At 72.9% G+C, this 12468-nt stretch carries 8 protein-coding genes; 4 read left to right on the top strand and 4 right to left on the bottom strand.

Going from position 1 to position 12468, the window contains the following annotated elements:
• Window positions 1-244: 244 nt before the first annotated feature.
• From ACZ6TD_RS11640 to ACZ6TD_RS11655, 4 genes are all read left to right on the top strand, one after another.
• Window positions 245-1003: an enoyl-CoA hydratase/isomerase family protein gene (locus ACZ6TD_RS11640; RefSeq protein WP_471353191.1), complete on the top strand. Its 759-nt coding sequence runs from the start codon at window positions 245-247 to the stop codon at window positions 1001-1003.
• A 206-nt stretch (window positions 1004-1209) separates the two neighbouring features.
• Window positions 1210-2073: an SCO6745 family protein gene (locus tag ACZ6TD_RS11645; RefSeq protein WP_471353193.1), complete on the top strand. Its 864-nt coding sequence runs from the start codon at window positions 1210-1212 to the stop codon at window positions 2071-2073.
• A gap of 785 nt (window positions 2074-2858) precedes the next feature.
• On the top strand, window positions 2859-2999 hold the full coding sequence (locus tag ACZ6TD_RS11650; RefSeq protein WP_413802244.1) for an LPFR motif small protein: 141 nt from the start codon (window positions 2859-2861) through the stop codon (window positions 2997-2999).
• 141 nt (window positions 3000-3140) lie between these two features.
• Window positions 3141-5522 carry a Tex family protein gene (locus tag ACZ6TD_RS11655; protein ID WP_471353195.1) on the top strand — a complete coding sequence of 794 codons (2382 nt, stop codon included), beginning with the start codon at window positions 3141-3143 and terminating at the stop codon, window positions 5520-5522.
• A gap of 281 nt (window positions 5523-5803) precedes the next feature.
• On the opposite strand, the gene ACZ6TD_RS11660 is transcribed toward ACZ6TD_RS11655, so the two are convergent.
• The 4 genes from ACZ6TD_RS11660 to ACZ6TD_RS11675 form a co-directional block, all read right to left on the bottom strand.
• Window positions 5804-6847, bottom strand: a complete 1044-nt coding sequence (locus tag ACZ6TD_RS11660) for an oxidoreductase (RefSeq protein WP_471353197.1) — start codon at window positions 6845-6847, stop codon at window positions 5804-5806.
• A gap of 115 nt (window positions 6848-6962) precedes the next feature.
• Complete coding sequence (locus ACZ6TD_RS11665) at window positions 6963-8777, bottom strand: BCCT family transporter (protein ID WP_471353199.1); 1815 nt, start codon at window positions 8775-8777, stop codon at window positions 6963-6965.
• A gap of 135 nt (window positions 8778-8912) precedes the next feature.
• Window positions 8913-10235 (bottom strand): M14 family metallopeptidase, encoded by a 1323-nt coding sequence (locus tag ACZ6TD_RS11670; RefSeq protein ID WP_471353201.1) that lies wholly within the window; start codon window positions 10233-10235, stop codon window positions 8913-8915.
• Window positions 10236-10343: 108 nt separating this feature from the next.
• Complete coding sequence (locus ACZ6TD_RS11675) at window positions 10344-12362, bottom strand: Xaa-Pro dipeptidyl-peptidase (RefSeq protein ID WP_471353203.1); 2019 nt, start codon at window positions 12360-12362, stop codon at window positions 10344-10346.
• Between the last annotated feature and the right edge of the window lie 106 nt (window positions 12363-12468).

The raw sequence follows: 12468 nt of genomic DNA on the forward strand, positions 1-12468 counted from the left end.
TCGAGTGTTGGGAAGCTCTGGTACTGACCGACGGAGTACGCACAATTTGATGCTTATCGAGCGTTTTTGATCGTTGGCGTATGCCAGGGTCACGCGCTCGACTGTTCCTGCTCGCGTGGATTCCGAGCCTTGACTCCGCCGTGACCGGCTCGAACGGCGGGGTCCCAGCCGGGCCCCGGCCCGGATGCGGTCGGAGGCGCCGCCGCGCGGCCCGGATACGAGCGGCCCGGATACGATCCGCCGCATGGAGCCCTCTCTGGAGCACGAGGTCGCCGACGGCATAGCGACCGTCGTCATCCGCCATCCCGCCAAGCGCAACGCCATGACCCCCGGGATGTGGCGGGCGCTGCCCCCGCTGCTGGCCCGGCTCGCCGCCGACCCCGCCGTACGGGCGCTGGTGCTCACCGGCGACGGCGACACCTTCTGCGCGGGCGCCGACATCGGCTCGCTGAGCGCCACGTACGAGGAGACCACCGGGATCGCGCTGCCCGCCGAGGAGGCGCTGGCCGCCTTCCCCAAGCCGACCCTGGCCGCGGTGCGCGGCTACTGTGTGGGCGGCGGCTGTCAGCTCGCGGCCGCCTGCGATCTGCGGTTCGCCGAGGAGGGCGCCCACTTCGGGATCACGCCGGCCAAGCTGGGGATCGTCTACGCCCCCGGCTCGACCCGCCGGCTGGTCGAGCTGGTGGGACCGGCCACCGCCAAGTTCCTGCTGTTCTCGGGCGAGTTGATCGACACCGAGCGGGCGCTGCGCACCGGTCTGGTGGACGAGGTGCTGCCGGCGGGCGGACTCGACAAGCGGGTGGCGGAGTTCACGCGGGTGCTGGTCTCCCGGTCGCAGCTCACCCAGGCCGCGGTCAAGGAGTTCGCGACCGGGCCCGTCGAACCGGACCGGGTCGCGTACTGGCAGGAGCAGGCGCGGCTCAGTAAGGAGGCCGCCGAGGGCATCGCGGCCTTCTTCGAGCGCCGCCCGCCGCGGTTCCGCTGGACCCCACCGGCCGAATGACCACGGCGGGCGTCGCGGCCGGGTCAGGCGGGTTCACGGGATCCGTAAGGGCGTCACGCCGGCCGGGGTGTTGGCCGGACCGGACGGGCCGGTGGAATCCGTAGGAGCGTCACGGCGGCCAAGGAGTGGCCGGATCCGGCGGGGCCGATGAGGACTGGTGAGACCCGGGCTACCGGGGCTGACTACCTGTCGGTAGCGTGCGGCCCATGACCACACTTCCCGAGCTTGCCGCCCGTCGCTGTTACAGCGTCGTCAACCCCCTCCACTCCGCCATCTACTTCTCCCCCGACTTCGGCGAGGAACTCGCCGGGCTGGGGCTGAAGGACGGCGCGGCCGCGTACTTCGTCGGCCGCGCGGCGCCCCTGGGACGGGTGGGCGCGGGCACCGTCACCGCGACCTTCTTCAACTTCAGCCACGACCTGGTCGCCCGCCACATTCCGGCCGCGTGGGACGTGGTCTCCCCCGAGGTCGCCCTGGAGGCCCGGCTGCGGGCCGCCGACTCGGTGCTGCGGCGGGTGCTGGGCGAGGAGGCCATCGCCTCCAAGGAGATGGCCGAGGCCGCGGAGCTGGCCCTGCGCGCCACGGAGGCGTGCTCGCGCCTGGCGCGCCCGCTGTACGCCGCCCACGCCGATCTGCCCGTTCCGGACGCTCCGCACCTGGCGCTGTGGCACGCCGCCACGCTGCTGCGCGAACACCGCGGCGACGCCCATCTGATGACCCTGGTCGGCGCCGGGCTGGACGCGGTCGAGGCGCTGGCCTCCCACACCGCGACGGGTCAGGGCATGTCCACCAAGTGGATCCTGCGGACGCGCGGCTACAGCGCCGAGGAGTGGGAGGCGGGCCGCCAGCGGCTGCGCGACCGCGGCCTGCTCACCGCGGACAACGAGCTGACGGAGGCGGGTGAGCGGCTGCGCCAGGACCTCGAGGCCGAGACCGACCGCCTGGACGCGGCACCGTACGAGCACCTCGGCGCCGAGGGCGTGGCCCGGCTCACCGAGCTCGCCACCGCCTTCTCCACAACCGCCCGCGAAAACGGCGCTTTCCCGACCGACCTCCGCGGCAAGAACTGACCAACGGCCCCCTGGGGCGCCCGTCCGTGGCCACGCCTCCCGGGAGGGCGCGGCCACGGACGCGAGGCCGCCGGAACCTGGAGGCGACGTACCTCCACCTCCGGTGGCCCCACCGGTATGACGCACCCCGCGGGCCCCAGGCCCGCGGCGGACTCGGCCCCGGTCCGCGCCCGCGGCGCGACGGCCGGGCAGAGTGGGCCCGTCTCCGGGTGCCCGGCGGATCTTTCCCCTCCCCGCCCCTTCCCACTACCAGGGGCGCAAGCCCCTGGCCCCCGGGCCCCGGGGCGGACCCCCGCCACGCGGCGAGCCGCATATCGATGCCCCGGCCCGGGGGGTCTGGGGGGAGAGAGCCCCGGCCCAGGAGTCTGACGCGAAGCCCCGGCCCGGAGTCTGGGGCAGAGCCCCGGCCCGGGGTCCTGAGGCGAAGCCCCGGCCTGGAGGTCTGGGGCGGATGCCCCGGTCCGGGGTCTGGGGCGGATGCCCCAGTTTCGGGGAGGGGCGGGGAGGGGAGCAGCCCGCCGCAGGCGTCACCAGCCCCTCCGGACAGCACGCCTGGGCACCGTAGGCCCGGCGCAGGAGCCCGGCGGGGCCCCGGTCAGCGGCCCCGCCGAAGGTCGCGTTTGGCAGGGGCACATCCGGATACCCGCCCGTTGTGCGCGATCGGCCGTCTGACAACCGGGCGCCCACACCGCGCGCCGCGTACGCCGGCAACAGCCCGTGCGCCGCGTAGCGAGCGGTGCCCGGCGGCCGCCGCCGAGCCGCCACCGACCGACAGGAGGTATCCCGTGTTCCGCGCCATCGCCGACGTGCTCCGTGCCATCGGTGCCGCCATCGCGACCGTGGTGACGCTTCCCTTCCGCGCTGTGGCCCGCCTCCTCGGCGGTGCCTCCGACGCGGCGAGCGGACCGCGCCGCAGGCGGGTGTGATGACCGTTTCCGGCTGATACCGGTGTCCGCCCGGCCCGTACCCGGGCCTCTCCGGCCCGCCGATAGCGTCGGCCGCGACCGCTTCGTCAGTGCCACCTGCCACAATGCAGGAGCAGTGCAGACCGAAAGCGGAGCGTGATCGTGACGACGTCCATCGAAGGCAGGATCGCCGAGGAACTCGGCGTACGGGAACGGCAGGTCAAAGCCGCCGTCGAGCTGCTCGACGGCGGCTCCACCGTGCCGTTCATCGCGCGCTACCGCAAGGAAGCGACGGAGATGCTCGACGACGCGCAGCTGCGCTCCCTGGAGGAGCGGCTGCGCTATTTGCGGGAGCTGGAGGAGCGGCGCACCGCGATCCTCGACTCGATCCGCTCCCAGGGCAAGCTGGACGAGGCCCTGGAGGCGCAGATCCTCGCCGCGGACTCCAAGGCCCGGCTGGAGGACATCTACCTCCCCTACAAGCCGAAGCGGCGTACGAAGGCGCAGATCGCCCGCGAGGCCGGGCTCGAACCGCTCGCCGAAGGGCTGCTGGGCGACCCGACCGTGGAGCCCACGGCCGCCGCGGCGGCGTTCGTGGACGCCGAGAAGGGTGTCGCGGACGCCGCCGCCGCGCTGGAGGGCGCGCGGGCCATCCTCACCGAGCGGTTCAGCGAGGACGCGGACCTCATCGGCGAGCTGCGTGAGCGCATGTGGGAGCGCGGCCGGGTGGCCACCAAGGTGCGCGAGGGCAAGGAGGAGGCGGGCGCCAAGTTCGCCGACTACTTCGACTTCGCCGAGCCGTTCACCGAGCTGCCCTCGCACCGGGTGCTGGCGATGTTCCGCGGTGAGAAGGAGGAGGTCCTCGACCTCACCCTGGAGCCGGAGGAGCCCTCCGAGGAGACCGGCCCCACCTCCTACGAGCGCTCCATCGCCCAGCGCTTCGGCATCGCGGACCGCGGCCGCCCCGCCGACAAGTGGCTGGCCGACACGGTGCGCTGGGCCTGGCGCACCCGCGTCCTGGTCCACCTCGGCATCGATCTGCGGCTGCGGCTGCGGCAGGCCGCCGAGGACGAGGCCGTCCGGGTCTTCGCCGCCAACCTCCGCGATCTGCTGCTCGCCGCCCCGGCCGGGACGCGCGCCACGATGGGCCTCGACCCCGGCTTCCGTACGGGGGTGAAGGTGGCCGTGGTCGACGCGACCGGCAAGGTGGCGGCCACGGACACGATCTATCCGCACGTCCCCCGCAACCAGTGGGCCGAGGCCCTGGACAAGCTGGCCCGGCTGGCGCGCGAGCACCAGGTGGAGCTCATCGCGATCGGCAACGGCACGGCGTCCCGCGAGACCGACAAGCTGGCGGGCGAGCTGTGCGGCAAGCACCCCGAGCTGAAGCTCACCAAGGTGATGGTCTCGGAGGCGGGCGCCTCCGTGTACTCGGCCTCCGCCTTCGCCTCGCAGGAGCTGCCGGACCTCGATGTCTCGCTGCGCGGCGCCGTGTCCATCGCGCGCCGGCTCCAGGACCCGCTGGCCGAGCTGGTCAAGATCGATCCGAAGTCGATCGGCGTCGGTCAGTACCAGCACGACCTGTCCGAGGTGAAGCTCTCCCGCTCGCTCGACGCGGTCGTCGAGGACTGTGTGAACGGCGTCGGGGTGGACGTCAACACGGCCTCCGCCCCGCTGCTCAGCCGGGTCTCGGGCATCGGCACCGGCCTCGCGGAGAACATCGTCTCCCACCGCGACGCCAACGGACCGTTCCGCAACCGTAAGGCGCTCAAGGACGTGGCCCGGCTCGGCCCCAAGGCGTACGAGCAGTGCGCGGGCTTCCTGCGCATCCGCGGCGGCGACGACCCGCTGGACGGGTCGAGCGTGCACCCCGAGGCGTATCCGGTGGTGCGGCGGATGGCCACCACGGCGGGCGGCGACGTGACCACTCTCATCGGCAACACCTCGGTATTGCGCGGCCTGCGGCCGGACGATTTCGTGGACGACGCCTTCGGTCTGCCGACCGTCACCGACATCCTCAAGGAGCTGGAGAAGCCGGGCCGCGACCCGCGTCCCGCCTTCAAGACCGCGACCTTCAAGGAGGGCGTCGAGAAGATCGGCGACCTGTCGGCCGGGATGATCCTGGAGGGCGTCGTCACCAATGTCGCGGCGTTCGGCGCGTTCGTGGACGTCGGTGTGCACCAGGACGGTCTGGTGCACGTCTCCGCGATGTCCAAGACGTTCGTCAAGGACCCGCGGGACGTGGTCAAGCCCGGTGACATCGTGCGGGTGAAGGTCCTGGACGTCGACATCCCGCGCAAGCGGATCTCGCTGACGCTCCGGCTCGACGACGAGGCGGGCGCCCCGTCCGGCGGCGGCCGCGACCGCGACCGCTCCGACGACAGCCGCGGCCAGCGCGGCGGCGGGGGCCGTCGCGGCGCGCCCCAGCAGCGCCAGGGCGGGAGCCGCGGCCAGCGCGGCGGCGGCCGCGACGCGGCCCCGGTGAACGGCGCGATGGCCGACGCCCTGCGGAGGGCGGGCCTCCTGGACCCGAAGAACCGCTAGCCCGCCGGGCGGTTGGGCGCCGGTTCGCCCGTCCGCCCCTGCCCGGTCTCGCCATCGTGGCGAGACCGGGCGGCAGGCAGCCAGGCGGCGGAGGCGTGTCCCAGGCCGCCCACCGGCCGCGTGATGGCCACGCGCCGGGCGCCCGCCCACGAGCGCGATCGCGCGGGTGCGGGCGGCGCCAGGGACCGGGTATCCCGTACGGCCGGCCAGGTGGGGCGGGGGCGGGCCCGCTCGGTCCGGAAGGCAAGCCCGGACGAGACCGCGTGGGGGCCGGCTGCCCCCTACCGTTCCACGGGCGTGACCCGGACCGCCTCGTTGGTGCGGGCCACCAGGTAGGAGCGGCCGCGGACGGCGCGGGGATCCAGGGGAACGTGGTGGGTGCCCGGGTCCAGGACCGCGTCGAAGAGTTCGCGCGTACGGGGCCGGGACAGCCGGTCCAGGCGATGGGCCACAAGCGCCACCCGGCACGTGGCCGCGACCTCGACCACCGCCTCGGCCCCGCCCGCCACCGTCGTCAGGCCGAGGAGGCGGCGGTGGTCGTGGGGGGTGCGGTCCAGGGCCTGTTCGACCTGGGCGATGAGCAGGGGGACGATCGGGGCGAGCGCGGTGACGCACACCGCCTCGGAGCGCGCCGCCGCGAAGGCGTCCCGGACCGCGTCACGCTCGTCCTGACCCACCGTCCGGCCGAAGACCACCGCACCGTATTTGCGCAGCTCATCGGCATGGGCACCGGCCGCGTCCAGGGTGACCTCGGCGCCGATGCCGATGCGGCGCAGCGCGGCGGCCAGCTTGGCCAGGACGGCGGCGCGCGGCCCGATCAGCAGCGCCCTCGGGCCGTTCGGGATCTCGGGCGCGAGTGCGCCGTCGGCCGTCAGCAGCCCCTTCAGCGCGGTCCGGTACTGCTCGCCGTGGAAGCGGAAGGGGCCGAGGTCGTGGTAGCCGTCGCGCTCGGCGTCCGGGATCTCGCCGGTCTGCCAGGCGAAGTCACGCCAGACGACGTCGGGACCGTCCCGCTCGATGACGGCGGTGACGGCCCCGCACTCCAGCCCCTCGCACTCCGGGCAGCCGTAGAGGACGAACCGGCTCCCGGCCGGCGGCGCCTCCGTCTCCAGCAGCAGCCTCCGCACCTGCTCGGCGAGGGCGGAGGGCCCGATGTCGACGGCGAGCGACGAGACCGCGTCGAGGTCGGCGAGGCGCGCCAGCAGGGGTCTGCCGTCCACCACGAAGTCCAGGAAGTCGCGGTGGGTTTGGTACGCGCCGTCGGCCAGCACACCGCCCGCGCGCATCGCCGGGGCCAGCCCGAAGGTCACGTACTCGGAGGTCATGCCCCAAGTATTCCCGCTTCCGGGCGGTATCAGGGGGTAACCGGCGGTGCGCCGCCCGGACCGGTGGGTCCGGGCGGCAGGACACGGCCGCGCCCGAAAGCGGCGGCCGGGGCCGCTAGCGGGCGTCGGCCACGGGGGCGCGATCGCCCGACCCGGCCGCGCCGTCCTCGTTCCCGGACGGGGCATCGGCACCCGACGGGGAACCGGCATCCGACGGGGAGTCGGCGTCGGACGGGGTCGCCGGGCCGATGCGGATCTCGAACTCGCCCGCGTACTTCTCATGACCTGCGATGACCGCCATCTCGACGGCCTCCTCGCCCTTCTCGCCCCGGACGATCAGCGGATCGCGGCGCAGATCCTTCAGCAGGGCCCAGCACAGCCCCACCATCACCAGCGTGAAGGGGGCCGCCACCAGGATCGTCAGGTTCTGCAACCCGGTGAGGGCGTCGCCCCCGCCGCCGCCGATCAGCAGCATGACGGCCGCCACCGCGCCCGTGACCACGCCCCAGAAGATGACCACGAAGCGGGTCGGCTCGAAGGCGCCCTTCTGCGAGAGCGTGCCCATCACGATGGACGCCGCGTCGGCGCCGGAGACGAAGAAGATGCCGACGAGGATCATCACCAGCACGCTCATCACCCCGGCGATCGGGTACTGCTCCAGCACCCCGAACAGCTGCCCCTCCGGGGTGGATTCCTTCCCCAGCCGCCCCGCGGCCTGCAGCTTCATCGACGAACCGCCGAAGATGGCGAACCAGATCAGGCTCACGGTGCTCGGGACCAGGATCACGCCGCCCACGAACTGCCGGATGGTGCGGCCGCGGCTGATCCGGGCGATGAACATGCCCACGAACGGCGTCCAGGAGATCCACCAGGCCCAGTAGAAGACCGTCCAGCTGCTCAGCCAGTCCGCGACCGACTTGCCGCCGGTGGCCTCGGTGCGGCCCACGAGCTGCGGCAGATCGCCGATGTACGAGCCGATCGAGGTCGGCAGCAGATCGAGGATGATGATGGTCGGGCCCGCCACGAAGACGAAGACCGCGAGGAAGAGCGCCAGCACCATATTGATGTTGGACAGCCACTGGATGCCCTTGGCGACACCCGAGACGGCGGACGCGATGAAGGCCACCGTCAGGATCGCGATGACGGCGACCAGCAGCCCCGTCCCCACGTCGCTCTTCCAGCCCAGCACCTCCACACCGCTGCCGATCTGCAGCGCGCCGAGGCCGAGTGAGGCGGCGGAGCCGAAGAGCGTGGCGAAGATGGCCAGGATGTCGATGACCCGGCCGCCCCAGCCGTTGGCGTTCTTGGAGCCGATGAGGGGCGTGAAGACCGCGCTGATGGTCTGCCGGCGGCCGCGGCGGAAGGTGCTGTACGCGATGGCCAGGCCGACGACCGCGTAGATGGCCCAGGGGTGCAGCGTCCAGTGGAACAGCGTGGTGGACATCGCGGTCTGCATCTTCTCGGCCGCGGTGCCGGGGTCGGTCCCGGGCGGCGGGGTCATGAAGTGCGACAGCGGCTCGCTCACGCCGTAGAACATCAAACCGATGCCCATGCCCGCGCTGAACATCATCGCGACCCATGAGACGGTGCGGAACTCGGGTTCCTCGCCCTCCTTTCCGAGGGTGATCTTGCCGTAGCGGCTCATGGCCAGCCAGAGGGCGAATATCACGAACCCCGACGCGGCCAGGACGAAGGCCCATCCACCGTTGTGGATCAGCCCGGAGAGCATGCTGTTCGAGACGCTCTCCAGGGTGTCGGTGGCCACGGACCCCCAGACGACGAAGGCCAGCGTGAGCGCGGCGGAGACGCCGAAGACCACGCGGTCCGTCCGGGGGGTCCGATGGGGCCCGGCGGGGTCGGAGCCGGGAAGATCCACGGTCACCGGGGGATCGCCGCTGACGTCCCCCGTGGTTGTACCTGTCTGCGGCACGCAAGAGACCTTTCACTGGGGGTTTATCTGACGGATTTCCGGCTACCCAGGACTCGGAGATGCATGCCACCGGCCGTGGGGCCGGTGTTTTCGTGTGCCGTCAGGGCGTCAGGACAGCACCGTCGGGGCGTCAGGTCAGCACGCGTCCACCGGCCGCCCCGCGGTGAGGTGGTACGCGGCGCGGCCGTCCAGCAGCAGCGGCACCAGCGCGCGGGCCGACTGGCGCAGCGGTACGAAGGCGCTTCCGTCGCCCTTGACGCGGCGCGCCGTCACCCCGTGCAGGGCCAGCTCGTCCCGCACTTCGCCGTACTGTTCGGCGTCCAGCCAGTAGCCGCACGGCGGATCCTGGAGGACCGTGTCCTCCTCCGGCGGTTCGTTGTCGGCGCCGCCGAGGTGGACCGGGCCCCGGTCGGCGTAGCCGGCCAGGCGCGCCGCCGTCGTGGCCGCCTCGATCCGGGCGCGCCGCTGGGTGATGAAGTCGAAGGTGCCGTTGAGGGCGGCCAGGTGGGAGCCCACCCGGCGGCGGTTGTTGAGGGCGGGGTCGGCCTTCTCGGCGTCGGTGAGCGGATCGACCCGGGTCTCGGCCAGTAGCCCGACGGAATGCTTGACGCCCGCGGTGTTGCGCAGGATCCGCTCCTGGCCGTCGCCCGCCACCTGCTTGACCGGCTCGCCGGTCTCGGGGTCGGTCCAGATGCCGTAGACGCCGGTGGTGTGGCCCGCGGCCTCGACGCTGGGGCGCACATAGGCGTCCGACAGAGTCCGCGCCTCGCGGTGCACCGGGTCTTCGGTGTTGAGGTTGCGCGGCCACAGCGCCAGCAGGTCCTTCACGTAGTACGGCTCGGTCGCCCCGTACTCGTGCAGGTCGTAGACGGTGTCCGGGCGCCAGTCGCGGATGACGCCCGCCATCGCGCGGGACTCAGCGGTGGAGAGCGCGATGTGGTCGCGGTTGATGTCCACGCCGTCGGAGTTGCCGCGGGTGTCGGCGGCGCGGCCGTCGGGGTTGGCGGTCGGGACGACGAGCACCTGGGTGCGCTCCAGGAAGCGCCGCGTCCGGCCGTCCTTGGCGTAGGCGAGGTCGCGGATGGTGGACAGACACGCCTCGCGGCCGGAGGGCTCGTCGCCGTGCTGGGAGCAGATCAGCAGCAGGACGTTGCCGCGCGCCGCGCGGGCCGGATCGGCGGGTGCGGCCGGTGCGCCGATCCGCACCAGCCGCAGCGGCCGCCCCTGCGCGGTGGCGCCGATCCGGTCGACGGCGACGCGCGGGGCGGCCTTGTCGACGGCCGCGAGGAAGTCCGTCTCCTCGGCCTGGGTGGTCCACCGTGCGCCATGGCTGACCTCGAACCCCGTACGCGGCGGGCGCTGTTCGGCCCGCGCGGGCGCGCTGAGGAACGATCCGGTCAGCAGCGCACCGATCGCGCCGCAGGTGGCGCTGCGGATGAGGGGTGACCGCGAGAACACGAAGGACCTCCTGTTGTGAGGGGATGCGGGGGCGATATCGGTGATGGCGTCCTGCCGGGCCCGCCACCGGCGGGCCCCCGCGCGGCGGCGGGGGCCCACCGGCGCGGGTCAGCCGTGGGTGGACATGGACGGGAGCGGGTTCCGGTGGTGCGGGGCCCGTACGCCCTTCAGTGGGGGTGTGGCCGCCGTGCGCGAGGGGGCGGCCGCGGCCTTCGGGGCGCCGCCGACCAGCGGCAGACGGGCCGAGGTGCGGGGCAGGTCCAGGGTCAGCCGCGGGGTGGTGGAGGGCGGTTCGACAAGGCCCGCGTCCGTACCGGCGATGATCAGTCCGAGGCGGTGGCCGGCCGGGACCACGTGGTCGGTCGCCGCGAGGTCGAGGGTGATGGTGTACGCCTTGCCCGGGGTCAGCGGGTGGCCCTTGCCGTCGTCCGCGGAGTGGCCGAGGTCGGCCCAGCCCCGGCTGAAGACCGTGTAGTCCACGTCCTCCTTGTCGGCGGCGGTCTCCTTGAAGCAGGCGCTGTCGCCCTCCGTGCCGCTGCCCCAGCAGGTGCGCCGGTCGAGGGTGGTGATCCCCTCGCCGGCCGCCGTGTAGTCGCGGATGGTGGCCGGGCCGAGGTCGACCAGGACCGCGGAGAGATGGGCGCTGGTGGTGGAGGGCGTGGCGGTGACGGTGACCGTGCCGGAGCCGGACAGCCGCAGGTCCTCCTTGAGCGGACCCGTGGTGAAGCCCGCCTTGCCGGGCGTCGAGGTGTCGATCGCCGCGGACCAGTCGGCCTCGCTCAGCGCGGGGTCGTCGGTGAAGGTCTCGGTCGCGCCGGGCTCGGCCCGTTCGGTGCCGAGCACGCCCACTCCCGCCGTGGCGCCGCCGCGCGGGCGCAGGGTGGTCTGCCGGGTGCCGGAGGGCGGCCAGACCCGGTCGGTGGACCACTGGTCGGGGGTGCGCTCCACATCGGCCATCGGCTCGCGCTCGATGCCGTTGTCGACACCGAGGAGGTAGTGGTCGAACCAGCGGTGCAGGGTGCGCACCCACTCCCCGCGCCGGTAGTCGAACGGGTCGACATGCCCGGTCTGCGAGAGCCAGATCTTGCGCTCGACGCCCGCGTCGGCGAGGGCGTTCCACCACTGGCCGAGGTGCTTGGTGCGGACGTTGAGGTCCTGCGCCCCGTGGACGGCGAAGACGCTGGCCCGCACCTTGTCCGCGTCCGGTACGTAATCGCGGGCGGTCCACAGACCGGTCCAGTCGCCGTTGCGCGGGGCGCCCTCGACGAGACGTTTCTGTACGGCGGCGCAGCGGGCGTGGGCGTCATCGCTCTCGACGGCGTCCGAGAGCCCGTCGGGGCCGGAGTCGAAGAGCGCGGCGCCCTTGGCGAAGTAGTAGTCGTACCAGGAGGAGATGGCGCCGATGGGCACGATGGTCTTGAGTCCCTTGACGCCGGTGGCGGCGACCCCGTTGGCGATGGTGCCGTCGTAGCTCTTGCCGATCATGCCGGTGGCGCCGTTGGTCCAGCTCGCCTCGACCGTCTGCCCGCCGGTGCGGGTGCGGTACGCGGTCGCGCGGCCGTTCAGCCAGTCGACCACAGCCTTGGCGGAGAGGATGTCGGAGCGGCCGCCGACGTCCACACAGCCGTCGGAGCGGTTGGTTCCGGCGAGGTCGACCAGGACGGTGGCGTAGCCGCGCGGTACGAAGTAGTTGTCGTAGAAGAGCGGGAATCGGACCGGATTCCCGGCCGCGTCATAGGTCTTGGTCTGGCTCTCGTTGCCGCGCCCGCAGCAGGAGTAGTACGGGCTGGCGTCCATGATGACGGGGATGCGGCGGCCCTGAGCGGCGGGTTCGCGCGGCCGCACGATGTCGACGGCGACCCGGTCGGTCCGTCCGTCCCCGTCGCCGTCGATCGTGGTGTCCACCCATACGGATTCGCGGATGGCCCTCTCGTAGGAGTAGACCGGTCTGCTTTCTGACGGGCTGTCCGCCTTGCTGTCCGATCTGCTCGGCGTGGCGGAAGCGGCGTGGGCGGCCGGGGCGCCGAGCGGTGGCAGCAGCGATATGGCGGCGGCGACCAGCGCGGTGACCGCCGACAGCACGAGTGTGGTCCAGGGGATGCGGGATGTCCGCGTCTGTAGCAGCACGGGCGGACCGTAGCGCGAGTCAACTCCTGTACAGAAGAGGGCGATACGTGTCGTCCGCGGGTCCGAGTCGATGCCCATTGCGTCCGGATGTCGATTGGATGTCGGA

Source organism: Streptomyces yongxingensis (assembly GCF_055597465.1).